This window comes from Actinomyces howellii (assembly GCF_900637165.1).
GTDB lineage: Bacteria > Actinomycetota > Actinomycetes > Actinomycetales > Actinomycetaceae > Actinomyces > Actinomyces howellii.
Window position 1 is genome coordinate 681,952 of sequence record NZ_LR134350.1, and the last position, 26,495, is coordinate 708,446.

Annotated in this window: 21 protein-coding genes; 2 read left to right on the forward strand and 19 right to left on the reverse strand. The window is 70.6% G+C overall.

Annotated elements, in window-relative coordinates:
* Window positions 1-229 precede the first annotated feature (229 nt).
* From EL245_RS02890 to EL245_RS02915, 6 genes are all read right to left on the reverse strand, one after another.
* A complete protein-coding gene (locus EL245_RS02890; protein ID WP_126381781.1) occupies window positions 230-3,796 on the reverse strand; it encodes a proline dehydrogenase family protein in 3,567 nt (1,188 codons plus the stop codon).
* Window positions 3,797-3,901: 105 nt separating this feature from the next.
* The gene (locus tag EL245_RS13825; RefSeq protein ID WP_269471398.1) at window positions 3,902-5,692 is read right to left on the reverse strand and encodes an alpha/beta hydrolase family protein; all 1,791 of its coding nucleotides are present in this window, start codon (window positions 5,690-5,692) and stop codon (window positions 3,902-3,904) included.
* A gap of 19 nt (window positions 5,693-5,711) precedes the next feature.
* The gene (gene era, locus EL245_RS02900; RefSeq protein ID WP_126381782.1) at window positions 5,712-6,812 is read right to left on the reverse strand and encodes a GTPase Era; all 1,101 of its coding nucleotides are present in this window, start codon (window positions 6,810-6,812) and stop codon (window positions 5,712-5,714) included.
* Between the two features lie 5 nt (window positions 6,813-6,817).
* Window positions 6,818-8,113, reverse strand: coding sequence for a hemolysin family protein (locus tag EL245_RS02905; RefSeq protein WP_126381783.1), 1,296 nt, complete (start codon window positions 8,111-8,113; stop codon window positions 6,818-6,820).
* Window positions 8,110-8,568, reverse strand: a complete 459-nt coding sequence (gene ybeY, locus EL245_RS02910; protein ID WP_126381784.1) for an rRNA maturation RNase YbeY — start codon at window positions 8,566-8,568, stop codon at window positions 8,110-8,112. The genes EL245_RS02905 and ybeY overlap by 4 nt, the downstream gene beginning before the upstream one ends.
* Window positions 8,565-9,677: a PhoH family protein gene (locus EL245_RS02915; RefSeq protein ID WP_232009916.1), complete on the reverse strand. Its 1,113-nt coding sequence runs from the start codon at window positions 9,675-9,677 to the stop codon at window positions 8,565-8,567. Before EL245_RS02915 ends, ybeY begins: the two co-directional genes overlap by 4 nt.
* Between EL245_RS02915 and EL245_RS13555 the strand changes: the two genes are divergently transcribed.
* The gene (locus EL245_RS13555; protein WP_232009972.1) at window positions 9,586-9,819 is read left to right on the forward strand and encodes a hypothetical protein; all 234 of its coding nucleotides are present in this window, start codon (window positions 9,586-9,588) and stop codon (window positions 9,817-9,819) included. The genes EL245_RS02915 and EL245_RS13555 overlap by 92 nt on opposite strands.
* On the opposite strand, the gene EL245_RS02920 is transcribed toward EL245_RS13555, so the two are convergent.
* From EL245_RS02920 to EL245_RS02980, 13 genes are all read right to left on the reverse strand, one after another.
* The gene (locus EL245_RS02920; RefSeq protein WP_126381786.1) at window positions 9,777-11,582 is read right to left on the reverse strand and encodes an ABC transporter ATP-binding protein; all 1,806 of its coding nucleotides are present in this window, start codon (window positions 11,580-11,582) and stop codon (window positions 9,777-9,779) included. The genes EL245_RS13555 and EL245_RS02920 overlap by 43 nt on opposite strands.
* The gene (locus EL245_RS02925; RefSeq protein WP_126381787.1) at window positions 11,575-13,338 is read right to left on the reverse strand and encodes an ABC transporter ATP-binding protein; all 1,764 of its coding nucleotides are present in this window, start codon (window positions 13,336-13,338) and stop codon (window positions 11,575-11,577) included. Before EL245_RS02925 ends, EL245_RS02920 begins: the two co-directional genes overlap by 8 nt.
* Window positions 13,339-13,459: 121 nt before the next feature.
* Window positions 13,460-13,948: a MarR family winged helix-turn-helix transcriptional regulator gene (locus EL245_RS02930; RefSeq protein ID WP_126381788.1), complete on the reverse strand. Its 489-nt coding sequence runs from the start codon at window positions 13,946-13,948 to the stop codon at window positions 13,460-13,462.
* 369 nt (window positions 13,949-14,317) lie between these two features.
* A complete protein-coding gene (locus EL245_RS02935; protein WP_126381789.1) occupies window positions 14,318-14,962 on the reverse strand; it encodes a DNA-3-methyladenine glycosylase I in 645 nt (214 codons plus the stop codon).
* Window positions 14,959-15,507 (reverse strand): methylated-DNA--[protein]-cysteine S-methyltransferase, encoded by a 549-nt coding sequence (locus tag EL245_RS02940; protein ID WP_126381790.1) that lies wholly within the window; start codon window positions 15,505-15,507, stop codon window positions 14,959-14,961. The genes EL245_RS02935 and EL245_RS02940 overlap by 4 nt, the downstream gene beginning before the upstream one ends.
* Before the next feature lie 111 nt (window positions 15,508-15,618).
* On the reverse strand, window positions 15,619-16,365 hold the full coding sequence (locus EL245_RS02945) for an ABC transporter permease (RefSeq protein ID WP_126381791.1): 747 nt from the start codon (window positions 16,363-16,365) through the stop codon (window positions 15,619-15,621).
* Entirely contained in the window at window positions 16,362-17,039 is a 678-nt protein-coding gene (locus EL245_RS02950) for an ABC transporter ATP-binding protein (protein WP_237585275.1), read from the reverse strand. The genes EL245_RS02945 and EL245_RS02950 overlap by 4 nt, the downstream gene beginning before the upstream one ends.
* 342 nt (window positions 17,040-17,381) lie before the next feature.
* Window positions 17,382-17,987: a TetR/AcrR family transcriptional regulator gene (locus tag EL245_RS02955; RefSeq protein ID WP_126381792.1), complete on the reverse strand. Its 606-nt coding sequence runs from the start codon at window positions 17,985-17,987 to the stop codon at window positions 17,382-17,384.
* Complete coding sequence (locus tag EL245_RS02960) at window positions 17,984-21,040, reverse strand: type I restriction endonuclease subunit R (protein WP_126381793.1); 3,057 nt, start codon at window positions 21,038-21,040, stop codon at window positions 17,984-17,986. Before EL245_RS02960 ends, EL245_RS02955 begins: the two co-directional genes overlap by 4 nt.
* 4 nt (window positions 21,041-21,044) lie before the next feature.
* The gene (locus EL245_RS02965; RefSeq protein ID WP_126381794.1) at window positions 21,045-21,986 is read right to left on the reverse strand and encodes a GIY-YIG nuclease family protein; all 942 of its coding nucleotides are present in this window, start codon (window positions 21,984-21,986) and stop codon (window positions 21,045-21,047) included.
* A 6-nt stretch (window positions 21,987-21,992) separates the two neighbouring features.
* Window positions 21,993-23,210 carry a restriction endonuclease subunit S gene (locus tag EL245_RS02970; RefSeq protein ID WP_126381795.1) on the reverse strand — a complete coding sequence of 406 codons (1,218 nt, stop codon included), beginning with the start codon at window positions 23,208-23,210 and terminating at the stop codon, window positions 21,993-21,995.
* Window positions 23,207-24,766: a type I restriction-modification system subunit M gene (locus tag EL245_RS02975; protein WP_126381796.1), complete on the reverse strand. Its 1,560-nt coding sequence runs from the start codon at window positions 24,764-24,766 to the stop codon at window positions 23,207-23,209. The genes EL245_RS02970 and EL245_RS02975 overlap by 4 nt, the downstream gene beginning before the upstream one ends.
* Window positions 24,767-24,857: 91 nt before the next feature.
* The gene (locus tag EL245_RS02980; protein WP_126381797.1) at window positions 24,858-25,682 is read right to left on the reverse strand and encodes a 16S rRNA (uracil(1498)-N(3))-methyltransferase; all 825 of its coding nucleotides are present in this window, start codon (window positions 25,680-25,682) and stop codon (window positions 24,858-24,860) included.
* 49 nt (window positions 25,683-25,731) lie between these two features.
* Here EL245_RS02980 and EL245_RS02985 point away from each other — a divergent pair, with 49 nt between their 5' ends.
* A complete protein-coding gene (locus tag EL245_RS02985) occupies window positions 25,732-26,487 on the forward strand; it encodes a YggS family pyridoxal phosphate-dependent enzyme (RefSeq protein WP_126381798.1) in 756 nt (251 codons plus the stop codon).
* Window positions 26,488-26,495: the final 8 nt, after the last annotated feature.

Sequence of the window (26,495 nt, forward strand, 5' to 3'; positions counted from 1 at the left end):
GCGGTCCGGAGGTGTTCCGGATGTGGTCGACCCAGCGGCCTGAGGTGCCGCTGGTCGCTCCGGGGGACCCGGTGGCTGGCAACGCGAAGTGGCCGCGGTCGGGGTGCCGGCCTGGTCAGGCCCCGCCGCGGCGACTAAGCAGCAGGCTCGGTGTCACGCGCACGAGGCGAACCTACAGCACTGCGGCCGCTGTTGTCACACAGCGGCGCGCGACACCGAGCCTTGTGCCCTAGAGCAGGCCCTCGGCCAGGTCCAGGGGCGTGCCGAAGCGGTGGGCGGTCACGCTCACCGACTGCTCGCGCACGAAGGGCAGCAGCTCGCCGTGGGGGTTGGCCGTCACGGCGCCGGTGTACAGGGCGACGTCGGGGCTGCCCGCGGCGACCCAGCACGCCTGTGCCCACCGGTCCTGCGGGTCCTGGTCCCGGGGGCCGAGCACGCGCACGCGCACGCCCAGAGCGCCCGAGCCCGCCAGGTCGGCCAGGCGGGCATCCCACACCGCGGGCGCCTCGAGGCTCACCTCGACCCCCGCGCCCTCGAGGGCCTCGCGCAGGGCGGGGGCCGGCTCCTCGGCCACCGACAGGCGCAGGGGGCCTCCGGCGAGCACCCCGGCCGCCAGGACGCGGGCCAGGTCGGCCACCGCCGTTCCCGCCCCCGCGCGCACGACCACCTCGGTGGGCACGTAGCGCAGGACGTTGCGCTCGCAGGCCAGGCCGGTGACGTCAACGGCACGCCCGTAGGCCTCCTGCCACGCCTCGGCGTCAGCCACGAGCGCCCGACGCAGAGCGGCCACCTCGTGGCGGTCGAGCCCGGTGCGCACCGCGTCGTAGACGGATGCGACCCGGGGATCGAGGGTGGCGGCCAGGTCGTCGTGGGCCTCGAGGTCCTCGGCGGGCTCAGCCTGGAGGGCGACAAGGTCCCCCAGGCCCAGGAGGTAGCTCGGCCCGCCCGCCTTCGTCGTCGAGCCGATGGCCGAGCGCTTCCACCCCCCGAAGGGCTGACGGCGCACGATGGCGCCGGTGATGCCGCGGTTGACGTAGAGGTTGCCGGCCTGGACTGACTCCAGCCACTGCTCGAGCTCGGTGGAGTCGAGGGTCTGGAGGCCCGAGGTCAGCCCGTAGTCCACCGCGTTGACCGCCTCGATGGCCTCGGCCAGGGTCTCGACCCGCATGACCCCGAGCACCGGGGCGAAGTACTCGGTGTGGTGGAACTCGCTGCCGGGCACCACCCCGGCGCGGATCCCGGGCCTCCACAGCCCGTCCCCGAGGTGCTCGGGACGCAGCACCCAGTGCTCGCCCGCACCGAGCTGGGTCAGGCCGCGCAGCGCCTTGGGGTCGTCGGGCTGGACGACCGGGCCGACCTGGGAGTCGAGGTGCTCGGGCCCGCGCACCCGCAGGGAGGCGGTGGCGTCGACGAGCTGACGGGCGATCCGGGCCGAGCGCCCCGCCGAGCCCACGAGGATGAGCAGGGAGCTGGCCGAGCACTTCTGCCCGGCGTGGGCGAAGGCGGAGGACACGGTGTCACGCACCGCCAGGTCGGGGTCGGCCGAGGGGGTGACGATGATGGCGTTCTTCCCGCTGGTCTCCCCCAGCAGGTGCATCTCGGGCCTCCAGGAGCGGAACAGTCGTGCGGTGTCGTAGGAACCGGTCAGGATGACCCGGCCCACCCCGGGGTGGGTGACCAGGTGCCGGGAGACCTCCCCGTCCTCGATGGCGGCCAGGGCCAGGACCTCCTCGGGAACGCCGGCGTCGTGGAAGGCGCGCACGATCTCGGCGCCGCAGCGCCTGGCGGGCGGGGCGGGCTTGAGCACGACCGTGGAGCCGGTGGCCAGGGCGGCGGCCACGCCCCCCACCGGGATGGCGAGCGGGAAGTTCCACGGCGAGGCCACGACGGTGACGTCGACCGGGCGCAGGACCGAGCCGTGCATGTAGCCGGGGTCCTCAAGCAGGAGGCTCTGGGCGGCGTAGTGGTGGCAGAAGTCGATGGCCTCGGAGACCTCGGGGTCGGACTGGTCGATCGTCTTGCCCGCCTCGGAGGCGGCCACCTCGATGAGCTCGCCGCGCCGGGCGGCCAGGACGTCACCGACCCGGTGAAGGACCGCCGCACGACCCTCGGCACCCAGCTCGTGCCAGTCGCCGGCCGCCCGGCTCATGGCGGTCACGAGCAGGTCGACGTCCGCGGTCTGCGCCAGGCGCTGCGCGGAGGCGGTGACCTCCTCGAGACCACGGCGTGAGCCGGGCACGGCCCGGGCGATCCGCTCCGCCCACTGCCGGTTGACCGCGAGCGCCGGGTCGGAGTCGGGGGCGGAGACGAAGGGCCTGCGCGCCTGCTCCGCCACGGTGCCCTCGGCGTGGCCGGGTCCGGCCTCCTCCTCGGCCTGGCGGTTCTGGAGGCGGCGGGGGGCGGGCAGGGGCGCCGCGGGGTCGACCTGGGCGAGGGAGTCCAGGAAGCGGTCGCGCTCGCGGGCGAAGACCTCGGGGTCGGTGGCGATGTCGAAGACCCCGGACATGAAGTTGGCCGGTGCGGCGTTCTCCTCCAGGCGGCGCACGAGGTAGGCGATGGCGACGTCGAACTCCGTGGGGTCGACCACCGGCACGTACAGGAGCAGGTGGCCGGTGTCGCGACGCACGACGGCCTGGAGCTCGGTGGCCATGCCCGAGAGCATCTCGAACTCGACGGCGTCGGTGTCCTCCAGGCCCCGGGAGGCGCGCAGCTCGTAGGCGAAGGCGATGTCGAAGAGGTTCTGGCCCGCGACCCCCAGGCGGACCGCGCGGGTGCGCTCGGGCGTCATCGCCCAGGTGAGCATCCGCTTGTATGCGGTGTCGGTGTCCTGCTTCGTGGGCCAGGTGGTCAGCTCCCAGCCGTGGATCTCGGCGTCGACGGTCTCCATGGACAGGTTGGCGCCCTTGACCACGCGCACCTTGATGCGCGCGCCTCCGGCCTCGACGCGGGCGGCCGCCCACTGCTGGAGGCGCTCCATGGCCGCCAGGGAGTCCGGCAGGTAGGCCTGCAGGACGATGCCCGCCTCGTAGCCGCGCAGCTCGGGCTGGTCGAGCACCGCGGTGAACACCGCGATGGTGAGGTCGAGGTCCTTGTAGTCCTCCATGTCGAGGTTGAGGAAGGTCCCGTGATCGCGGGCCAGGAGGTACAGGGGCGTGAGCGCCTCGACGCCGTGGGCGACGACCTCCTCAAAGCCCCAGGGGTTGTGCGGGCCGGTGACGGCCGAGACCTTGACCGACACGTAGTCGACGTCGGGGCGGGACACGAGCCGGGAGACCTCGGCCAGACGTCGGGCCGCCTCGCCCTCACCCAGGACGGCCTCGCCCAGGAGGTTGACGTTGAGCCGGTTCCCGCCCGTGCGCAACCGGGCCAGGGCGGGGCCGAGCCCCCGGTCGGTCGCGTCGACCACGAGGTCGCCGACGATCTCGCGGAAGGTGCGCCGCGCGGCCCTGACGACGGCGCGCGGCGCCAGGCGCCCGGCAGCCCCTCCCAGACCCATGGCCGCGGTCAGCGCCGGGGGCAGGAAGTCCTTGCGGCCCGCGGCCAGGCGCGTCAGGGCCCTGGCCGCGACGTCGAGGTCGGTGGGCCGGATGACGTCGTCGACGAAACGGGTCGTGAAGGCCAGGCCCTCGGGGTCGGCCAGGATCGTCGCGAGCAGCCTGGCGGTGCGCGGTGTCGGCTCGTCCACCGAGGCGTCCGCCCAGGCCCGGGCACGGTCCACCGCGCGGGAGCCGAGCTCCCACAGGTCGTCGGGGCAGGTGCGGGTGCCGGCGTCGGTGGCGGCTGGGGGTGGCGTCATTGCGGTGTCCTTCGCTGGTCGGTCCGGTACGTCGGGTACCAGTGTCGCGCACACCGGTCCCCCGCGTCGCATGACCGGACGACGTCCTCCACCTGGGGCGTCCTGTCACACGAGCATCGGGAACAGGCCCCAGTAGGACAGGGCGACGAGCAGGATGACCGCCCCGGTCAGCGCTGAGCCCAGGACGACCCGGCCCGTGGCGGTCAGCCGGAGAGCGGCTGGCCGGGACGGGGCGGTTCGCATGGTCGCCGCCCGTTGGACGACCTTGACCAGGAGCACGACGGAGCCCAGCGCGGTGGCCTGGGCCAGGAGCCATCCCCCGTAGGACAGCCAGTGGTTGGTCCGATAGCTCATGGCCAGGATGACCACGGCCCAGATGTAGGCGAGGTAGAGCACCCAGGCCGCCACGACGCTCAGGCACAGGGAGGCCGTCCACCGCCCCAGGGGGTCGGGCAGGTGCAGGCCCCGCCGGCCGCGCAGGCGCGGCCCCTGGCCGACCAGCCAGACGAGGCAGGCCAGGAGCACCAGGCCCAGGCCCAGGCCCAGAGCGGCCAGCATGAGGTCACCCGAGGCGTACCACCGGGTCGGCCCGGGGGCGCGCGCCCAGTAGTCCTGGACGGGAGTCGCCCCCGCCACGTGGGGCAGGGCGTGGGCGGTGGTGGGCAGGCCGTCGACCCAGCGGGCCAGGTCGCGGGCCACGCCGGGCGCCAGGGGGCCGTCGGTGCTCGCGCCCAGCTTGAGGCCGTGGTTGGCGTCCTCGTAGTAGCGCACGGTCAGCGCCGTGTTGCCGTTGACCGCCAGGGACCTGCGGATGGTCAACGGCCCCTGGACCAGGGGCATCGAGTCGTCGGCCGTGCCGTAGACCATGAGCACCGGCGCGGTGATCCGCTCCTCGTAGGGGCGGGCGTCGAAGTCCGCGTAGTCGAAGCCGCCCCCCGGCATGTCCTGGCTGCCCAGGACACGGGCGATGATGGTGAGCAGCGGGGCGGGCACCCCGACGCGCTCGAGGTAGGACCCGGCGGCGAAGGTCGCCTGCTGGCGCAGCTCGACCACGGGCGCCGAGGCCAGGACGAGGAAGGCGATCCGCTGGTCGCGGGCTGCCAGGACCACGCCCGGGTAGCCGCCCTCGGACTCGGCGTACAGGCCGACGCGCTCGGGGTCGACGCCCTCGAGGGAGCGCAGGTAGTCGACCGAGCGCTGGTAGTCCCGCGCCATGGCCGGATAGTCCCGGGCGGTCGTGGAGTAGTCCTCCATGGGCTTGGCCGGCACGATCGTCGTGATCCCCGCCGAGGCCAGGGCGGTGGCCTGCTCGGTGAAGCCCTCGATGTTCTGGGTGCCCGCCCCGTGGAGGAAGACGACCCCCGGGGTGGGGGCGCGCACCCCCACCGGTCGCCGCAGGAGCGCCTGCACCTGGCTGCCGTCGGCCTGGGTGACAGTGACGGTGGAGGTGTCGACCTCGTAGGAGCCCACCGCGGTGGTGAGCACCTGCCCGCCGATGCGCGTGTCAGAGGTGACGGGGGTCATGTCCGTGGTGAGCGGCTCGGGGGTCCAGCGCGGTCCGGCCAGGGTCCCCACGAGGCTGAGCGCCAGGACGGACACGACGACCGAGCCGACGGTGCGGTGGTCCCGGGAGACGGCCAGGACGAGGGCGCCCAGGACGACGGTGGCGAGGATCTCGCTGATCTCGGTGCCCCCGGCGCCCAGGAGAGCCAGGACCCCGGCGAGCACGACCAGGCCAGCGACGATGAGCAGGCTCCGCCTGCGGTCGGCGACCCACATCCTGCGCAGGAGCCGCCAGGAGCGCCGGGGGAAGTCGCGCAGCCACCGCCCGCCCGAGCGCAGCTCGGCTGCGCTCGGGCGGGCCGGTTGGGCCCTGGGCCTGGGGCGACGACGCACGCCTGTCCTGGAACCTGTCCTAGAACCCGAGCCTGGCCAGCGCCTTGGGGTCGGACTGCCAGTCCTTGGCGGTGCGCACGTGGAGGTCGAGGTAGACCTTGCGGCCGACGAGCTCCTCGATGCCGCGGCGGGCGGCCACCCCGATCTCCTTGAGGCGTGCTCCTCCTCGGCCGATGATGATGGCCTTCTGGGAGTCGCGCTCGACGACGAGGCTCACGCGCACCTGGAGGCGCTGTCCCGCGCCCTTGACGGCGGAGCCGTCGTGGTCGGCGGCCTGCGGGTCGACGATCTCGTCGACGACGACCGCCAGGGAGTGCGGCAGCTCGTCGCGCACGCCCTCGAGGGCGGCCTCGCGGACGAGCTCGGCGATCATGACCGCCTGCGGCTCGTCGGTGACCTCACCGGTGGGGTACAGGGGCGGCGAGGGCGGCAGGTGGGAGATGAGGACCTCGGCCAGGACGTCGACCTGCTCACCGGCGACCGCCGAGACCGGGACGATGTCCGCCCAGTCCCCCAGCGCGTCGACCGCGAGCAGCTGGGCGGCCAGGCGCGCGCGCGGGACGGTGTCGGACTTGGTGACCACTGCGACGACCGGGGTGCCCAGCTCGGCGACGTCCCGGGCGATGTAGCGGTCCCCCGGACCGACCTTCTCGTCGGCCGGGACGCACAGCGCGATGACGTCGACGTCGGTGAGGGTCTCGCGCACGAGGTTGTTGAGCCGCTTGCCCAGCAGGGTGCGGGGCCGGTGCAGGCCCGGGGTGTCGACGAGCACGAGCTGGGCGTCGTCCCGGTGGACGACACCGCGCACGTTGTGACGGGTGGTCTGGGGGCGCCCGGAGGTGATGGCCACCTTGGTGCCGACCAGGGCGTTGGTCAGGGTGGACTTGCCGGCGTTGGGCCGGCCCACGAGGCAGGCGAAGCCCGCCCGGTACCCCTCGGGCACCTCGGGGACGAGGATCTCGGCCCGGGCCGAGGCCGGGCCCTGGGCCTCAGGGTCGTCATCGGTGTCGGCCTCGAGGGCGTTGGGTCCGGCCATGAGCTCCTCGTCGCTGGGGAAGCGGAAGACTGCGGCCCGCCCGCTCGTGTCGTCGGTCGTCTTGTCAGTCGTCTCGTCGGTCATGTCCCTCAGTCTCCTGGGTCGTCGGGGCCTGCGGCCCGGGGATCAGCGGCTCTGCTCGCCACGAGGGTGGCCACCTGACGGCGCCTGCCCGTGGCCTCCTCGGCACGGAGGTGGACGCCCTGGGCCTGGCCGCTGGCACCGGGCAGCGGGACCCGGCCGACGGCCTTGGCGAGCAGGCCCCCGGCGGTGTCGACGTCGTCGTCGTCGATCTCCAGGTCGAACAGGGCTCCGAGCTCGTCCAGGCCCAGGCGCACGGGCACCCTGAACCGGCCCTCGCCCAGGTCCTCGACCTCCGGCTCGGCGGGGTCGTGCTCGTCGGTCAGCTCGCCGACGACCTCCTCCAGGAGGTCCTCCATCGTGACCAGGCCGGCGATCCCGCCGTACTCGTCGACGGCCAGGGCCATGTGGACGTGCCCGGCCTGCATCTCGCGCAGCAGGTCGTCGGCGGGCTTGGTCTCCGGGACGTAGACCGGCTCGCGCACGAAGGCCGACACCGGGCGCCCCTCGTGCTCGGGGTGCTCGGACAGCCGGCGCAGGACGTCCTTGAGGTAGACCAGGCCGCGCACGTCGTCGGCGTCCTCCCCCACGACCGGCACCCGGGAGTAGCCCGAGCGCACGAACAGGCGCATGGCCGCCGAGACCGGCTTGTGGGCGTCGATGGTCACCATGTCGGTGCGCGGGACCATGACCTCGCGCACGAGGGTCTGCCCGAGCTCGACCACCGAGCGCATCATCTCGCGGTCCTCGTGCTCGATGGAGTCGGAGTCGCCGATCTCGTCGATCATCTCACGCAGGTCCTCGGTGACCTCGGCGCGCGCCTCGGCGTCGGTCAGGGTCGCCGCGCGGCCGTAGCGCGAGTCCAGCCACCGCCAGGGGGCGCCCAGGGAGTCGATCCGCTCGAGCAGCGGGGCCAGGACGAGCAGGGTGCCCGCCGGGTTGCGCCGTCCCGCCGAGCGGGGCGACACGCCCACGAGGACGCCCAGGACGAGCGCGTTGAGGGCGACCGCGCCGCACAGCACCTGCCACCAGGAGTCGAGCACCCCGGCCAGGGCGAGGGTGAGCAGGACGGCGCCGAGCATGTCGACCCCGACGCGCACGGCGGCCAGGCCCGCCAGGACCTGGGGGCGGCGGTCGGCCAGGGCGGCCACCCGCGGTGCCCCACGGCGGCCGTCCTCGACCAGGTCCTCGGCGGCGGCACGCGTCATGCGGCCCAGGGCGGCCTCCCCGGCGGACAGGGCGGCACCCAGGGCCAGGACGAGCACAGCGGCCAGGACCAGCTGCACGACGGGCGTGCCGCTCATGCGCCCCTCTCCGCCAGGAAGGTGAGGAGGAGCTTGCGCTGGAGGTCGAACATCTCCTTCTTCTCCTCCGGCTCGGCGTGGTCGAAGCCGAGCAGGTGGAGGATGCCGTGGACGGTGAGCAGCAGCATCTCCTCGACGGCGGAGTGACCTGCCTCGAGCGCCTGCGTCGCGGCGACCTGGGGGCACAGGACGACGTCGCCCAGCGTCCCGGCCGGGGTCTCCTCCTCGGCGGTGCCGGGGCGCAGCTCGTCCATGGGGAAGCTCATGACGTCGGTGGGCCCGGGCAGCTCGAGCCAGCGCATGTGGAGCTCGGCCATGGGCTCGGGGTCGATGAACAGGATGTTGAGCTCGGCCAGGGGGTTGACGTGCAGGGTCCGCAGGACGTGGTCGGCCAGGGCCGCGAACTCGGCCCCGTCGACGGGGGTCTCGGTCTCGTTGAGGACCTCGGTGGTCATGGGCGGTTCCTCTCCCGGTGGTCAGACGGTGGGCGGCGCCGGGCGCGCGGGGGACGCTCGGGGTCCGACTCCGCGGCCCTGTCGGCCTCGTAGCGCGAGTAGGCCTCGATGATCCGTCCCACGAGCCGGTGCCGCACGACGTCCGCCGCACCGAGCTCGCAGAACTCCACCCCCTCGACGCCCTGCAGGACCCTGCGCACGACGAGCAGGCCCGAGGTGCGCGAGCCGGGCAGGTCGATCTGCGAGACGTCCCCGGTGACGACCATCGTGGAGCCGAAGCCCAGGCGGGTGAGGAACATCTTCATCTGCTCGGGTGTCGTGTTCTGCGCCTCGTCGAGGATGACGAAGGCGTCGTTGAGGGTGCGTCCACGCATGTAGGCCAGGGGCGCGACCTCGATGGTGCCCGCGGCCATGAGCCGGGGCAGGGCGTCGGGCTCGAGCATGTCGTGGAGGGCGTCGTACAGGGGGCGCAGGTAGGGGTCGATCTTGTCGGTCAGGGAGCCGGGCAGGAAGCCCAGGTTCTCCCCCGCCTCGACCGCCGGGCGGGTCAGGATGATGCGGGAGACCCGACGACGGGCCAGGGCGTCGACGGCCTTGGCCATGGCCAGGTAGGTCTTGCCGGTGCCCGCGGGCCCGATGCCGAAGGTGATCGTCGAGCGCTCGATGGCGTCGGTGTAGGCCTTCTGCCCCAGGGACTTGGGGCGGATGGTCCGGCCCCGGGCGGTCAGGACGTCGTCGGCGAGGACCTCGGTGGGGCGGACCTGGCCGTCGAGCAGGCCGATGGCCCGCTCGACGGCGTCGGCGGTCAGGGGCGTGCCGGCCCGGGCGACGTCGACGAGCTCGGAGAGCAGGACGATGACCGTCTCGACGCGCTCCTGCGGCCCGCTGGCGGTCACGGTCGTGCCGCGCACGTAGATGTCGACGTCGGGGAAGCCGCGCTCGACGGCGCGCAGGACCTCGTCGCGCACGCCCAGGACGGACACGGGGGGCAGGTCACCCGGAAGGACGAGGCTGCGCGTGACCGCCTTCGAGGAGGCGGCCGACGTGGCCGACGTGGCCGACGTGGCCGACGTGGCCGACGTGGCTGACGTGGTCGTGGAGGTGATCACCGCGGAGGCGGCTGCTGGGGTCGTCATCGCCCCGGAGTCTACCGGCACGCGCGCCTGGACCTCCTGCGCCGCCCGGCCGTCCGCTGCCGGGGGCACGGCTCAGGCGGCGGGCTCGAACTGGCTGTTGTACAGCTCGGCGTAGGCCCCGTCCAGCGCGAGGAGCTCGTCGTGGGTGCCGGACTCCACGACGTCGCCGCCCTCGAGCACGAGGATGAGGTCGGAGTTCCTGATCGTGGACAGGCGGTGGGCGATGACGAAGGAGGTCCGCCCGCTCATGAGACGGTCCATGGCCTCCTGGACGACCGCCTCGGTGCGCGTGTCGACCGAGGAGGTGGCCTCGTCGAGGATGAGAAGGGGAGCGTCCTTGATCATCGCCCGTGCGATGGTGATGAGCTGCTTCTGCCCTGCCGACAGGCTCGTGGCCTCGTCCAGGACGGTGTCGTAGCCCTGGGGCAGCCGGCGCACGAGCTCGGTCAGGCCGGTGGCGGCGCAGACCTCGTCGAGGCGCTCGTCCGACACCCCCTGGCGGTTGTAGACGAGGTTGTCGCGCAGGGTCCCCTCGAAGGTCCAGGTGTCCTGGAGGACCATGCCGAACAGCTCGCGCAGGCCCGACCGGCTCATCTCGCGCACCTCGGTGCCGTCGATCGTGATCGTGCCCGCGTCGACCTCGTAGAAGCGCATGAGGAGGTTGACGATCGTGGTCTTGCCCGCCCCTGTCGGGCCGACGATGGCGACCTTCTGGCCCGGGCGGACCCGGGCCGAGAAGTCCGTGAGGATCGTGCGCTCGGGGGTGTAGCCGAAGCGCAGATGGTCGATGACGATCTCGCCGCGCGCCCGCTGGGGGTCGGGGGCGAGATCGCCGTCGGGCCCCATCTCGCGCTCGCTCAGGAGGCTGAAGACGCGCCGGGACCCGGCGATCATGGGCTGGAAGGTCGAGGCCACCTGGGCGATGGTCTGGAGCGGCTGGGTGAACAGGCGCACGTAGACCATGAAGGCGACGATGACCCCGAAGCTGATGTGGCCCCGCAGGGCCAGCGCCGCGCCGACGACGCACACGACGACGTAGGAGAGGTTCCCGACGAAGATCATCATCGGCATCATGAGGCCCGAGAGGAACTGGCTCCTCCAGGCCGCCGTGTACAGGGCGTCGTTGTGCTCGTGCAGGAGGTCGGAGGCGCGCTGCTCGCCCCTGAAGGCCTTGACGACCGTGAACCCGCTGTAGGTCTCCTCGACGTGGCCGTTGAGCGTGCCGATGCGCGTCTGCTGCTCGGCGTAGTAGCGCTGCGAGCGCCTCATGACCGAGCCCATGAGGAGCACGCCGAGCAGGACCGTCACGATGCCCGCCAGCCCCATGATCCAGTTGGTGAGCAGCATCATGGTCGCCGAGCCCACGAGGAGGGTCAGGGAGGACACGAGGGAGGACAGGCTCTGGTTCATCGACTGGGCGACGGTGTCGACGTCGTTGGTCACCCGGGACAGGACGTCACCGGTCGAGCGGGTGTCGAGGTAGGACAGGGGCAGGCGGTTGATTGTGCGCGCGATGTCGTTGCGCATCGACCGGGTCGAGGCCTGCACGACCCCGGCCATGAGGTAGCCCTGGACGAAGGACAGGAGGAAGCCGGCCGCGTAGAGCACGGCGAGCAGCGCGGCCAGGGAGCCGATGGCCTCCAGGTCGATCGAGGTCGACAGGCCCTCGGTGACGAGGTCGGTGATCTCCGACAGCTTCGAGGGGCCCACGAGGTTGAGTGCCGCACCCCCGACCGCCATGACGGTCGACACGGCGATGGTCCTCGCGTGGGGGCGCAGGTAGTGGATGAACCCCGCACGCACGCCCATGGGGCGCCGAGGGGCGGGGCGCCGGGGCTGGAGGAGGCGGTCGACGGACTCTGTGGTGTGCTCAGGCATGGCGCAGCTCCTCCTCGGTGAGCTGGGATCGGGCGATCGCCTGGTAGGTCGGGCAGGTCTCGAGCAGCTCGTCGTGGGTGCCCTGACCCACGACCCGTCCCGCTTCGAGCACGACGATGCGGTCGGCGTGCCGGATCGTGCCGATGCGTTGGGCGACCACGAGGGTCGTGGCACGTGGCGAGCGCTGTGCCAGGGCCTGGCGCAGGGCGCGGTCGGTGGCGTAGTCCAGTGCCGAGAAGGAGTCGTCGAAGATGAGGATCTCCGGCTCGGCCGCCAGCGCACGGGCGATGGACAGCCGCTGGCGCTGGCCTCCTGACAGGTTCGTGCCGCCCTGGGTCACCTCGGCGTCGTAGCCGTCCTCCTTGGCCTCGACGAAGTCGGTGGACTGGGCCGTGGCCACGGCCCGCACGACCCTCTCGCGCGCCTGGGGGTCGGCCCCCTGGCCCGGGTAGTCGACGTTGGAGGCGATGGTGCCGGCGAAGAGGTAGGAGCGCTGGGGGACGTAGCCGATCCGGGAGCGCAGGTCCTCCAGGCTGTAGTCGCGCACGTCGACGCCGTCGACGAGCACCCGTCCCGAGGTCGCGTCCTGGAAGCGGGGGACGAGGTCGACGAGGGTCGTCTTGCCCGCGCCGGTGGCGCCGATGATCGCGACGGTCTGGCCGGGGGCGGCGCTCAGGGACACGTCGGTCAGGGCGTCGGCGGCGGCGCCGGGATAGCGGAAGGAGACCTTCTCCAGGACGATGGTGCCGCTGCGCGCCGGCGGGGCGGCCGTCGAGGCGGGGTCGGCGACGGCGGGAACGGTCTTGATGACCTCCAGGACCCGGGTGGCCGCCACCTGCGCGCGGGGCAGCAGGATGAAGACCATGGTCAGGAGCATGAATGCCATGATGACCTGCATGGCGTAGTTGGAGAAGACGACCATGTCGGCGAACAGGCCCAGGCGCTCGGGCTGACCGGCGTCGTTGATGAGGTGGGCGCCGATGGTGTAGACCGACAGGGTCAGTCCCGCGCTGATGAGGCTCATCCCGGGGTTCATGACGGCCATGACCCGGTTGGCGGTCAGGTTGGTCCTCGTGATGTCGTCGTTGGCCCTCCCGAAGGCCGCCTCCTGGTAGGCCTCGGCGTTGTAGGCGCGCACGACGCGGATCCCGGTCAGGTGCTCGCGGGTCACGCGGTTGAGCACGTCGGTCAGTCCCTGGATCCTGCGGAAACGGGGCACGGCGACGGTGAGGATGACGGTGAGCATGATGCACAGGACGAGGACGGCCACCGCGGTCGCCGCGGACCACTGCCAGCTCTTGCCCGCGACCTTGAGCACGGCCCACACCGCGAGGATCGGGGCCTTGACGACTGCCTGTAGGCCCATGGCGACGACGTTCTGGATCTGGGTGATGTCGTTGGTCGCCCTGTTGATGAGGCTGGCCGCCGTGAAGCGGGAGACCTCGGCGGTCGAGAAGCCCAGGGAGTGCTCGAAGACGGCGGTGCGCAGGGTGCGGGCCAGTCCCGCGGCCACGTGCGCGGCGAGGTAGCCCACGACGACGCTCGAGGCCATCGAGCCCAGGGCGCAGGCGAGCATCCAGCCGCCCTGGGTGAGGACCTCGCTCATCTGGGAGCCCTCGGTCTGGACGAGCGTCGTGATCCGGGACATGTAGTCGGGCAGGAGCAGGTCGAGCCAGACCTGGACGACGATAAGAACCAGGGTGAGGGCGACCATCCCCCGCTCCCGGCGGCTGAGGTAGGACAGCGCTGTGATCATGCGGTCCTCCTTCCTGTGTGTGTGGTGCCCCGGGGCGTGCTGCAGGTCCTGTTCGGGCGCGCCGGCCCGTCGCCCCGGGGCGGGACGGCGGGGGCGGTGCGCTCTCGGGGTGGGCGGGACGCTAGTCGGGAGGGGGCGGGGGCATGGTGATGACGCCGGCCTCGACGAGGCTGCGCACACGTCCGATGATGCGGACCAGCTCGGTGCCGTCGGGCTCGCCCAGGGCCTCGATGATCGCGCCGATGGTCGTGACGGCCTCGTGCTTGAAGCGGGCGACGCACTGCACGCCGTGGTCGGTGAGCCGGACCCGGACGCGGCGCCGGTCGCGTGAGTCGTGGACGCGCTCGACCCAGCCCTTGCGCTCGAGGGCCTTGAGGATGTTGGCGATCCTCGCCGAGCTCAGGTGCAGAGCCTCGGCGAGCTCCCCCGGAGAGGAGGACTGCCCGCAGCGCTCGAGGTGGTGGAGGACGGCGCGCTCCCCCTGGAGGGAGCCGCGGAGCTCGCGGCCGGCGGGTCGGTGGATGCCGCCGACGTGCTCGAGCAGCTCGGCGGCCAGCTCTTCGGGGCGAGGGCCGGAGTCCTCGTCCGTCCTCGTCGCGGTGCTGTCCATGGCACCCCTTCCGTGCTGATGCGTGCTCCTGCGTGCTCGCGGCGGCCGGCCCGCCCTCTCCCCCGTCCGGCCTGCGCCGTGTGGGGCGCGGCTTCGCGGCCGCAGGTAAGTGTGCCTAGAAGTTTCTTCTAGTGCAAGAGATTATGGCCCTCCTCTCCTCGAGGCAGGGCGTGACCACGGGCACCCCTCCTCCGCGTCCACCCCTCCTCCGCGTCCACCCCGCCTCCGCGTCCACCCCGGGCGCCCCCGGGCGCACGCGGAGGGTAAGGACCTGCGGGCACGCAGCAGGTGACCCGGGTCGATGAGGCTGGGCCACCCTGGGCTCGTCCTGGGCTGGTCACCTGGGTTGGTTCCGGGCTCGTCCCGGGGTCATGCGGGCCAGACGCCGGAGGCGCCGCGCCGATGGGAGCCCATGAGGTGGGTGTCGATGATGCCGATCGCCTCCATGAGGGAGTGCATCGTCGTGGGGCCGACGAAGGCGAAGCCCTCCTTGCGCAGCGCGGTGGACAGGGCCAGCGACTCGGGGGACTTCGTGGGGATCTCGGCGAGCGTGCGCGGGGTCGGTGTCTCGGAGGGCTGGAAGGACCAGACGAGCTCGGCCAGCCCGCCGGCCTCCCGCAGGCGGATCGTGGCCCTCGCGTTGCGGATCGTGGCGAGGATCTTCGCCCGGTTCCGCACGATCCGCGCGTCGCCCATGAGCCGGTCGACCTGCTCCCGCCCGTAGTCGGCGACCCGGTCGGGGTCGAAGCCGTCGAAGGCTGCGCGGAAGGCGGGTCGCTTGCGCAGGATGGTCACCCAGGACAGCCCCGCCTGGAAGGCCTCGAGGCTGAGGCGCTCGTACACGCCCTGCTCATCGCGCACGGGCATGCCCCACTCGGTGTCGTAGTACTCGCACAGGAGGGGGTCGGTGGCGGCCCACGCCGGGCGCGCCAGACCGTCGTCGCCGATGACGAGGCCGCCTGTCTCGACCGGCTCAGGCAGGTTCCCGCCGGGCTCGGCGCCAGCGGGGGTCATGCCGCCCGCTCCAGCGCCAGCAGCCTCGTCTTGGCCTCGAGGCCGCCGAGGTACCCGCCCAGGCCGCCGTCGGTGCGCAGCACCCGGTGGCAGGGCACCACGACGGGCAAGGGGTTCGTCGCACAGGCCGTTCCGACCGCCCGGACCGCCCGGGGGTGCCCGACGAGCTCGGCGACCTCCTTGTAGGTCCGCGTGGTCCCGTAGCCGATGCGCGGAAGGTAGCGCTGGACGAGCTGCCGGAAGCCCGATGCCCTTGAGGACATCGTGTGGTCCAGGGGCACGTCGAAGGCCTGCCGCTGGCCTGCGAAGTACTCGTCGAGCTCTGCGGCGACCCGATCGAGACGGGCTGGCGCCTCCAGGACCCGGGGGCTGACGGCCTGCGCCAGCGACTCCAGCACCGCCTCGAAGCCCTCGCGCTCGAAGGCGACGCGCACGAGGCCGGTGTCGGTGGCGGCCAGCAGCAGACGGCCCACCGGGGTGTCGATCGTGCGGTAGGCGACGTCGAGCAGGCAGTGACTCCCGGCCCGCGAGGTCGTCGTCGTCATCGGGATGCTCCTTCCGCCCCCGCCCCCAGGCCAGGCGGCCTGCAGGCACCACAGCTCCTCGGACCAGGATAGGCGCACCGCCCCGCACCCGAAACGCCCGTGCCGTCAGGCTCAGCGCGACCGGCGCGGCGTCGTCATCGAGGCCAGGAGGAGGACGACGACCCCCGCGACCGCGAGCCACAGCATGTTGCGCCAGAAGTCGCCTGAGACGCCCGCTGAGGAGGCCAGCTCGCCGACGGCGTCGTTGGCCCAGCTCATCGGCAGCACGTTGCCCGCCAGCTCCAGGGCGCGGGGCAGCTCGTCGCGGGGGACGAGGAGCCCGCACAGGAAGATCTGCGGGCTGATGACCACGGGCATGAACTGGACGGCCTGGAACTCCGAGCGGGCGAAGGCGGAGGTGACCAGGCCGGTGGCGACTCCGACGAAGGCGTCGAGCAGCGCGGTGAGGACCACCCAGGCCCAGCTCGAGGCGATCGTGACGTCGAGGGCCCAGGCGGCCACGGCGCACAGGAGGAGGGACTGGCCCACGGCTGTGAGCGTGAAGGCGGTGGCGTAGCCGAGCAGGAGGTCGGCGCGGTGGACAGGGGTGGTCCACAGCCTCTCGAGGGTGCCCGAGGTGCGCTCGCGCAGCATGGCCACGCTCGTGACGAGGAACATGACGAGCATCGGCAGGATCGCCATCATCGAGACGGCCACCCGGTTGAACAGCACCTCGCCGCCGCTCTGGTCGGAGTAGACGAAGTAGAGGAGGGTGAGCAGGACCGCCGGCACCCCCATGATGAGTGCAACGGTGCGCCTGTCGGCACGCAGCTGGGCCAGGATCCGTCCGGTGGTCGCGAGATACGTCCTGGGGCTCATGGCTCCTCCGTACGGATCACGGCAAGGAAGGCCTCGTCAAGGGTGGCCGCACCGGTGCGTTCCAGGAGCTCCGGTGCGGTCGTGGTCTCCAGGAGGCGTCCTGCCCGCATGAGCAGGACCTGGTCGCAGCGGAAGGCCTCGTCCATGACGTGGCTGGACACGAGCAGGGTCGTTCCGGACTCGGCCAGCCGCCGGAAGGACTCCCACAGCTCCTCACGGGTCACGGGGTCCAGGCCGACGGTCGGCTCGTCGAGGACGAGGACCTCAGGCGCCGCGACGAGGGCGCATCCCAGGGAGACGCGCCCCGCCTCTCCTCCCGAGTAGGTCTCGACCCGGCGGTCGGCGATGGCACCCAGGCCCACGAGGTCGAGGACCTCGTCGACGTCGCGGGATCGAGGTCCGGCCAGCCGGCTGAAGTAGCGCAGGTTCTGCCTGCCGGTCAGGTCGCGGTAGATCGCGGCTGACTGGGTGACGTAGCCGGTGCGGCCTCGCACCGCCGGGGCTCCGGGGGCGTGTCCCAGGACGAGGACCTCCCCCTCGTAGCGCTGGACGCCGACGAGCACGCGCATGAGGGTGGTCTTGCCGCAGCCCGAGGGGCCGAGCAGGCCGGTGACGGTGCCCGGCGCGAGCGCGAGGTCGATGCCGCGCAGGATCTGCTTTCGGCTGCGCGTCACCCGCAGGTCCCGGGTGCGGACGGCCGGTGAAGGATTTTTCATCACGTGATGAATCTACTTTCCGGTGCCCAGGTGAGCAAGCATCCCTTCTCTGACGCCGTCACCCTCACTGCGGGGCTGTCCAGGCGGCAGGGGCCACCGGGGTCACCGGGGTCACCGGGCCCACCGGCGAGTTCGTACCCTGTGCAGCGGGTGCGCACCTCCAAGGGACGATCGCGAGGCACAAGGTACGAACGCGACGGGCGCCCCTGACGATCGCGAGGCACAAGGTACGAACGCGACGGGCGCCCCTGACAATCGCGAGGCACAAGGTGCGAACGCGACGGTGAACGGAGCAGGAGCTCACGCGCCGGGAAGGTCCTCGGTGGCGTAGCGCTGGATCGTCGGCCCGTAGATGGCCACGAGGTCCTCGACGTCGGCCGCGGCGATCTCGGAGACCTCTGTGACCCAGCGCGCCACGCCGAGCCCGAGCATCTGGCTGGCGATGAGCTGGGCGCGCAGGACGGGGCGGTCGGCGGCGTGCCGTGCGATGACCGGCTCGAGGAGCTCGCTGGAGATGTAGGACTGCAGGCTCGTGCGCGCCAGGTCGTCGGTCATGGCGGCGCGCACCATGGCGGTGAAGCGGTCAGCGCCCATCGTCTGCCAGGTCGTCAGGAAGAGGCGGACGACCCCCTCCCCCAGGTCCTCGGCGCGCAGGGAGGCCAGACGCTCGACCACGGCCTCCACGTCGAGACCTGCGCCCTCGGCGTCGACGATGACGGCTTGGGCGAAGAGGCGGGCGCGGTCGGGGAAGTAGTGGTGCACCAGGGCGGGGTCGACCCCGGCCTGCCGGGCGATGCCCCGCAGGGAGGTGGAGAACCCCTCCCGGGCGAAGGCCGCGCGGGCGGCGGTGAGGATGGCGTCTCTTGCGTCAGGGCTTCCGGCCGGACGACGCCCGCGGGGGGTCATGCGGGGCCGCCGAGCACGCGGAAGCGGTCGACGTAGGCGGCAAGGGCACGGACGACGCGCTTCTTCTTGGCGTCGTAGCCGTCCTTGCCGTCGGTCGGGCGGTGGAAGCGGGAGACCGGCGGAAGGATCTTCGTGATGCCTGTGCCCTCGGTGGGGACGTACCCGTCTCGCATCGCGTCCTCGACCAAGGCCAGTGTCGCGTCCTTCTGGAGCCTCTCCCCGCTGATGATGTCCTCGAGTTCGGTCTCGCGCCGCAGGCTGATGAAGTCGTGCCACTGGGCGGCGACGTCGCCGTGGGCGGACACCGAGCGCACGAAGTCCTCGATGAGGTCCCTCCTGGAGTGCAGCGTGGGGCTGGAGGCGACCGCTCGGGCGATCTCGACGGGGATCTCGCGGTCCTGACCGCCGGGGACGCCCTGACGGTGCTTCTCGACGAGCATGAGGATGTAGTCGACCCCCACCTCGACCTGCCTGACGAGCTCCATCTCGAAGACGAGCTCGTCGTTGACGACCTCCTTGTCCGCATCAGAGGTGCGACGCATCTGGGAGTAAAGGTCGACGTACACGCTGCGGTAGTCCTGCAGCTCGGCCTCGTCGACCACGTCGTCACCTGAGAAGTCGTCGAAGCTGGTCAGAATGTTGCGCAGCCGGAGGATCGCGCCGAACTGCGTGATGAAGGCTCGGCTCTCAGCCTCGGAGTCGATGCGGCGGCCGGGTTCGAAGCGTTCGCGCAGCCGGGCGACCTTGTCCAGGTAGTCGGCGAGGTACTCGGCGTAGGCCTTGAGCAGCACCAGGCCGCCGGCGTCCTTGTTCCCGAACAGCGCGATCGCCTCGTCGGTCTCCTCCTGGAGGTCACGGAAGCACACGATGTTGCCGTAGGACTTGACCGCATTGAGGATCCGGTTGGTGCGGGAGAAGGCCTGGATGAGCCCGTGGGCGCGGAGGGGCTTGTCCACCCACAGGGTGTTGAGGGTCTTGGAGTCGAAGCCCGTGAGGAACATGTTGACGACGATGACCAGGTCGATCTGTCGTTCGGCCAGGCGCTTGGAGATGTCCTCGTAGTAGCCCTCGAAACCCTGGGCGCTCGTGTCGTAGGTCGTGCCGAACTGGGTGTTGTAGTCCGTGATGGCGTCGTCGAGGAAGGCTCGGTCATCGGTCGACAGGGCGGTGGGGTCGACGGACTCGTCGGCCAGGGTCTCCCCTGGCGCGTCGGCGTTGGGCGCGTACGAGTAGACGATCCCGATACTCAGGCGCCTGTCGGCCGGCAGCGTCTCCTGCTGGCGCCGGAACTCCGCGTAGTAGGCGCGGGCGGCCTTGATCGAGGCGGTAGCCAGCAGGGAGTTGAAGCCCAGGAGGCGCCGCTGGCCCAGGGTGTAGGCGGAGTTGCGCCTCGTCTTGTGGTCGAAGTGCTCGCGGATGTAGGTGACGACCTGTCTGAGACGCTCCGGGTCGAGCAGGGCGCGCTCGGCGTCGATGCCGCTGACCTCGCCGTCGCGCACGGAGGCGGGCATCCTGACGGTGTCGATGTAGTCGATGCGGAAGGGCAGGACGTTCTTGTCGCGGATGGCGTCGACGATCGTGTAGGCGTGCAGCTGCCTGCCGAAGGCCTGCTCGGTGGTGCGCAGCCTGATGTCGCCCCCCGAGCTGGAGTTGGCTGCGAAGATGGGGGTACCCGTGAACCCGAAGAGGTGGTAGTTCCGGAACGCCTTGGTGATGTCGGTGTGCATGTCACCGAACTGGCTGCGGTGGCACTCGTCGAAGATGAGGACGACGTGGCCGTCGTATATGCGGTGGGCGCGGTGGCCCTTGACGAAGGTCGAGAGCTTCTGGATGGTCGTGACGATGATCCTCACCGACGGGTCGTCGATCTGCCTGGCCAGCTGGGCGGTGGACTGGTTGGCTGAGACGGTGCCCTGCGCGAAGCGGTTGTACTCCCGGATGGTCTGGTGATCGAGGTCCTTGCGGTCGACGACGAAGACCACCTTGTCGATGCCCTCCAGACCGGCGGCAAGCTTCGCGGTCTTGAAGGAGGTCAGGGTCTTGCCGCTGCCGGTGGTGTGCCAGATGTAGCCACCGCCCTCGATGGTGCCGGTGAGCCCGTGGGCAGATGCGGTGCCGATACGTCGCAGGATCGCCTCGGTGGCGGCGATCTGGTAGGGCCGCATGACGAGCAGCTTGCCGGCGGTGGTGAGCACGCAGTAGCGGGTGAGGACGGCCAGGAGGGTGTGCTTGGCGAGGAAGGTCGCGGTGAAGTCCGTCAGCTCGGCGATGGGGGCGTTAGTGGCATCGGACCACCAGGAGGTGAACTCGAAGGAGTCGGAGGTAGCGGCCTTGGCCTGCCGCCGGGTGCGCCCTGACTCCGTGATGTGGTCGAGGCGGGTGGTGTTGGAGTAGTACTTCGTGTGGGTGCCGTTGGAGATAACGAAGATCTGGACGTAGCCGAACAGGCCTGCGCCTGCCCAGAAGGAGTCGCGCTGATAGCGGTTGATCTGGTTGAAGGCCTCGCGGATCTCCACCCCGCGGCGCTTGAGCTCGATGTGAACCAAGGGCAGGCCGTTGACGAGGACGGTCACGTCGTAGCGGCTCTTGTGGGCGCCGTCGTCGGCGGTGTACTGGTTGGTCACCTGAAGTCGGTTGTTGTGAACTCGCTGCTTGTCGATGAGTCGGATGTTCTTCGACTCGCCGTTGTCGCGCTGGAGGACCTGGACGTGGTCCTCCTGGATACGACGCGTCTTCTCGGCGATCTCGTCGACGCCGGACCGGGTGAGGATGGACGTCTCGAAGAAGCGCCTCCACTCCTGGTCGGTGAAGGTGTAGTCGTTGAGCGTCTCGAGCTGGGCGCGGAGGTTCGCGATCAGATCGGCCTCGGACTCCAGGACGACGTACTCGTAGGCCTGCTCCCGCAGTTGGGCGATGAGGGCGCGTTCCAGCTCGGCCTCCGACTGGTAGCCGGAGCGTGATCCGCTCTCAGGATCGTAGAGGCCGACGACGGTAGCCTCGTCGGTCAGGAGCACCGGCTCGATTCCGGGGCCGGGACGGTCGTGGACAGGCATATGATCAGAGGCCTCCTGCGATCGGTGAGGGCGCGCTGGGCTGGTCGACGGCGAGATCGCGGTTCTCCCAGTCACCGTACGCCATTCCGTCGGTCTTCCATGACCTCCGACCGTTGCAGGCCGCTCCGGTGGCGACGGCCCCGGCGGTTGACGGGGAGGTGAATGGGACATCGCGGGTGAGCACCCCGATCGCCCCCTCGACGACGATGCTGCCGTCGGCCACGAGCTTGGCGTGCCGGGCCCGGTAGGAGTCGTAGGCGCGTCGGGTCTGCTCGCTTCGCCCTGCGGCGTTCCAGGCTCCTACGACGTGGGAGCCTGCCAGCATGACGAACTCCTCGCCGATCACGCGTGCACGGGCCTCAACCCCTCGCCGGGGGACGACCAGGGTGAACACCGGTGACAGCACGGGGTCGGAACGATCCTCCGGCTCGGGCCCGGTTGCGGTGCGCAGGACGTGGACGCCCAGGACGGGCAAGATGCCGTGAATCTGGTCAAGGAACGCCTCGACGTCGGAGATCTGGGCCTCGGAGAGCTTGCGCAACTGCGGGGTCTGAAGGTTGTCGGGTAGGGAGGATCGCTCCGCCCTCCTGGCGATGTCGACCAGACGTGCTTCAAGGTAGCCCCAGTGGCCCTCGTTGAAGGAGTCCTCCTTGGAGCTGATGAGCACCGCCCGGTCCCACCAGTCCTTCTTTCGATCGTGCTGGCGGAATCTCATCGAGAAGTCCTCGGTCCGCCCGATGTAGCAGCGTGTGCTGTCGATCGACTCAGGGTCCTCGCCGAGCAGAAGGTACACGCCGTTCCTGTGCGCCTCGTCCCGGGCCAGGAGGCGGGTCAGCGCCGTCCGGGGCCCGGCGAGGACATGGCCGGTCCAGCCGGAGACGTTCGCGGTGGTGATACCCCCTGGCTCCCCGTCGACGAGGAACAGCTCGATATGCTTCCCGACCACCGGCCGTCACCTCTTCTCCGGGAAGGCAAGAAGCCTGTCCCGGTAGTACTCATACTGCTGACGACGGGCCTCGATCTCCGCAGGCAATCCCGAGCTGAGGTCGTTGACCAGCGCGTCAAACTGACCAAGGGCTTCGAGGATACGAGACTGTTCCCGCACGGATGGAACGGGCACCTCGTAGTCTTTGACTATCTTCAAGGTCAGGTCCAATCGATGACCTCGCCCCCGACCCCGAAGGTCGTCATACGCACGCACAAGCCAGTAATAGAGGTACTCGGCGGTGATGAGCGAGCGATCTGGAACCATCGCACAGCAGTGCTGGTTGGTGGTCACCGGCACCCTATTGATAGCAACACGTCCACGAGTTGCCCCTGCCCCCGAGATGGCGAGGATCACGCTGTCGGCGGGAACCCACTTCGCGGACGACGACCTGAACCCCTCGTCTGAGATGAACTCACGCGTACTCCATATCGGCCTATAATCAACTTCCTGCGTCCTCAGCCACGGAATATTTCCCCCGTACAGTGAACGATCAGTGACCTTGGGCGTACCCCCTGAATAGACAGCCGCACATACATCCGAAATCTTCATGCGCGAAACCGACGAGTCAAGGCTCATCAGCCCATTAAGATAGTAGTTATATTGCCGCCGGCGCGCCTCCAGCTCCGCCTCCAGCTCCACCTCCAGCTGAGTGAATTGATCCAATACTCTCACGACCTCGTGCTGGATCGCAAGCGGAGGCACAGGAACCTTAATTCGAGACAGCCCCGACAACGGAAGCTCGATCACCTTTGTGCCGCAAGCACGCCTTATTTTCTCGGCAAAAAAGTGGTGGGTGCGGAAGTAGTATGAGAGATACTTGGCATTCTGCTCAGACTTCAGCACCGTAGCATGTCCGCCGGTCACTACATCAACTTCTCCACACCAAGCAACAGCCTTACCAACATCCTCAACATTCTCGCTCGTGTTGGCAACCACCAGATCTCCGGGAGAGACAGACGTGAGCTTCGACGCGTACTCTGAATCAACGAACCCTTCTGTTCGAGACGCATAAACACCGTACCGAGTATAGATATGACCGTAATGAATGCAGCCCGTACCTGACTCCCTGAATGACGATCTCGGCATCCCGCTTCCACGGACTAGAGTTGCGAAGTCTCCTATTTCTCGGAACTCAACACCCTCGGGACACATCTCCTGGAGCATGTCGTCGATGCGGCTCACCTCGCACCGCCCTCGAGGTCGGCGACGATGGCGTCGATGCTCGCGCGCAGCGCGGCCTGGCGTGCCACGATCCGCTCGATCTCGGCGTTGAGGGCCCGGATGTCGACCGCCTCACGGGTGTCCTCGGCCTCCACGTACGAGGACACCGACAGGTTGTAGCCGTTGTCCTCGATCTGCTCCGGGCTCACCAACGCCGCCGTGTGCGCGACCTCCTTACGCTCCTCGATCGTCCTGAGGATCATCTCCCGGTTGGCCGGGGAGAGCTTGTTCTTGTTGCCGGAGCGCACGAACTGACGCGAGGCGTCCACGAACAGCACGGAGCTGTCCGTCCTGGACTTCTTGAGCACGATCACGCACGTGGCGATCGTCGTCCCGAAGAACAGGTCGGACGGAAGCTGGACGACGGCGTCGACGTAGTTGTTGTCCACGAGGTACTTCCGGATCCTCGCCTCGGCGCCCCCGCGGTAGAGCACCCCGGGGAACTCGACAATCGCCGCCGTGCCGTTGACCGCCAGCCAGGACAGCATGTGCATCGTGAAGGCGAGGTCGGCCCTGGACTTCGGAGCCAGGACTCCCGCCGGCGAGAACCTGGGGTCGTGGATGAGGGCGGGGTCGTCCTTGCCGACCCAGTTCGTCGAGTAGGGCGGGTTGGACACGATCGCCTCGAAGGGCTCGTCGTCCCAGTGAGCGGGATCGGTGAGCGTGTCCCCGTGGGCGATGTTGAAGTCGGCGAAGTTGATGTCGTGCAGAAACATGTTGATCCGGCACAGGTTGTAGGTGGTCAGGTTGATCTCCTGGCCGAAGAAGCCGCCGTGCACCTTGTCCTTGCCGAGCACGGTGGCGAGCTTGAGCAGCAGGGACCCCGACCCGCAGGCAGGGTCGTACACCCGGTTGACGCTCGTCTTGCCCATGACCGCGATGCGGGCGAGGACCTCAGAGACCTCCTGGGGGGTGAAGAACTCGCCGCCGGACTTTCCTGCGCTCGAGGCGTACATCGTCATGAGGTACTCGTAGGCGTCCCCGAAGGTGTCGATCGAGGACTCGCCGTAGGACAGGTTGAGGTCACCGATCGCGTTGAGGATGCGCACGAGCTTGTCATTGCGCTGCGCAACGGTGCGCCCCAGCTTGGTGGAGTTGACGTCGACGTCGTCGAACAGCCCCTTGAGGTCGGACTCGGCGCCGGTGCCGGTGGCGGAGGCCTCGATGTTCTTGAAGATCCTCTCCAGCGTCTCGTTGAGGTTCTCGTCCCGGGGAGCCCGGGCCCGCACGTTGACGAACAGGTCCCCCGGTGCGATGAAGAAGCCCTTCTCGTTAACGATGCCCTCCCGCGCCTCCTCGGCAGCGTCCTGGGACAGGAACCGGTAGTCGAAGTCCTCGTAGCCCGCCTTGTGCTCCAGTGCGTTGATGTACTCGGTCAGGTTCTCGGAGATGAAGCGGTAGAAGAGGAAGCCCAGCACGTAGGCCTTGAAGTCCCACCCGTCCACCGAGCCTCTCAGCTCGTTGGCGACCTGCCAGATGGCGCGGTGCAGCTCAGCGCGGTCAGTCTCTTTGCTCAACGGAGGACCTCTTCATCGTCGGGGCGGGGAAGCGTAGGACATTGTCCCACCTCCCACCGACAGGCTCGATCGCCCCTGGTCACCGTCCCGGTCAGGACGCGCCCTGGCCCCACAGGCCGGCCCGCTGGGCCAGGACCGCCAGGGCCACCGGGCCGGCCGAGGAGGTGCGCATGACGTGGGGACCCAGGCGGACCGTCACCGCGCCGGCGGCCTCGAGCAGCGCCGTCTCGGCCTCGGAGATCCCGCCCTCGGGGCCCACGACGACGGCCAGGACCGGCGCCCGCCCCTCCCCCGACCGGTCGGGCTCGGGCAGGGGGACATCGCCGATCGGGCGGTCGGACTCCTCGTGCAGGACGAGGACCAGACCGCCGCAGAGGCGGACCTCACGCGTCCAGTCGGCCAGCGCCGGGGTGCCCATCGGCTCGGCGACCCGCGGCACGCGGGCCCGGCGCGCCTGCTTGGCGGCCTGGAGCGCCGTGGCCTGCCAGCGATCGCGCCCCTTGGCCGCCTTAGGCCCCTTCCACACCGACACGCAGCGCTCGGCCTGCCAGGGCAGGACGAGTCCCGCCCCGACCTCGGTGGCGGTCTCCACCGCCTGGGAGTCCCGGTCACCCTTGGCCAAGGCCTGGACCAGGGCCAAGGTCAGCGACTCAGCGGGCTCGACCAGGCGCTCGACCACCCGCACCGCGAGGCGGTCCTTGCGGCCCTGGGCCACGGCGTCGAGAACCTCGCACACCAGGCGCAGGCCGTCGCCGTCGACGAGGTCGACCCGCTCGCCGGCACGCAGGCGCCGCACCGACACGGCGTGGCGGCCCTCGGGGCCACCGAGGGTGAGCAGGTCCCCGACGCCGGCCAGAGCCACAGCGCCGGCAGGCTCGAGGGTCTGGGGGGTCATGACGAAGACTGGGGCGGTCACGCCCCCAGCCTACGAGGAGGAGGCCGACCCGGTGCTAGCGTCCGGGGCCATGAGTGACGCCTCCCGCGCCCTGCCGGCCCCCGCCCCCTCCCCCGACCCCCAGGAGGTCAGACGCGTCACCGAGGGCCTGGCCGCGGTGCGCGCCAGGATCGAGGCCGCGGCCCGAACGGCCGGACGCGACCCCGCCGGCGTCCGGCTGCTGGCGGTGACCAAGACCGTGAGCCCGGCGCGCCTGCGCGCCGCGCACGCCGCCGGGGTCAGGCAGATGGGCGAGAACAAGGTCCAGGAGGCCCGCGGCAAGGCCGAGGCCCTGGCCGACCTGGGCATCCACTGGGTGCTCATCGGCCACGTCCAGACCAACAAGGCACGCGACGCCGCCCTCGTGGCCCACGAGGTCCAGTCGCTGGACTCCCTGCGCCTGGCCCAGGCCCTCGACCGGCGCCTCCAGGCCGCCGGGCGCGGCCTCGACGTCTACGTCCAGGTCAACACCTCCGGGGAGGACTCCAAGTTCGGCCTGCCGCCCGAGCAGGTCGCCGACTTCCTCGCCCACCTGCCCGCCTACCAGTCCCTGCGGGTGCGCGGGCTCATGACGCTGGCGGCCCGCAGCCAGGACACTGGACGGGTGCGCGCCTGCTTCGACCTGCTGCGCGAGCTGCGCGACGCCGGCAGGCAGGCCGGGACCGTCGGGGACGGACTGCTGTCGATGGGCATGAGCGGTGACCTCGAGGAGGCGGTCATGGCCGGGTCGACCTGCGTGCGCGTGGGCCAGGCGATCTTCGGAGCCCGCCCGGCCCCGTCCGCCTGACACCCCCG

Excerpts from the sequence above, each read along its gene's own strand:
- EL245_RS02890 (WP_126381781.1), bottom strand. The coding sequence starts at position 3,796 with ATGACGCCACCCCCAGCCGCCACCGACGCCGGCACCCGCACCTGCCCC.
- era (WP_126381782.1), bottom strand. The coding sequence starts at position 6,812 with ATGACCGACGAGACGACTGACAAGACGACCGACGACACGAGCGGGCGG.
- EL245_RS02905 (WP_126381783.1), bottom strand. The coding sequence starts at position 8,113 with ATGAGCGGCACGCCCGTCGTGCAGCTGGTCCTGGCCGCTGTGCTCGTC.
- ybeY (WP_126381784.1), bottom strand. The coding sequence starts at position 8,568 with ATGACCACCGAGGTCCTCAACGAGACCGAGACCCCCGTCGACGGGGCC.
- EL245_RS02920 (WP_126381786.1), bottom strand. The coding sequence starts at position 11,582 with ATGCCTGAGCACACCACAGAGTCCGTCGACCGCCTCCTCCAGCCCCGG.
- EL245_RS02925 (WP_126381787.1), bottom strand. The coding sequence starts at position 13,338 with ATGATCACAGCGCTGTCCTACCTCAGCCGCCGGGAGCGGGGGATGGTC.
- EL245_RS02930 (WP_126381788.1), bottom strand. The coding sequence starts at position 13,948 with ATGGACAGCACCGCGACGAGGACGGACGAGGACTCCGGCCCTCGCCCC.
- EL245_RS02935 (WP_126381789.1), bottom strand. The coding sequence starts at position 14,962 with ATGACCCCCGCTGGCGCCGAGCCCGGCGGGAACCTGCCTGAGCCGGTC.
- EL245_RS02940 (WP_126381790.1), bottom strand. The coding sequence starts at position 15,507 with ATGACGACGACGACCTCGCGGGCCGGGAGTCACTGCCTGCTCGACGTC.
- EL245_RS02945 (WP_126381791.1), bottom strand. The coding sequence starts at position 16,365 with ATGAGCCCCAGGACGTATCTCGCGACCACCGGACGGATCCTGGCCCAG.
- EL245_RS02955 (WP_126381792.1), bottom strand. The coding sequence starts at position 17,987 with ATGACCCCCCGCGGGCGTCGTCCGGCCGGAAGCCCTGACGCAAGAGAC.
- EL245_RS02960 (WP_126381793.1), bottom strand. The coding sequence starts at position 21,040 with ATGCCTGTCCACGACCGTCCCGGCCCCGGAATCGAGCCGGTGCTCCTG.
- EL245_RS02985 (WP_126381798.1), top strand. The coding sequence starts at position 25,732 with ATGAGTGACGCCTCCCGCGCCCTGCCGGCCCCCGCCCCCTCCCCCGAC.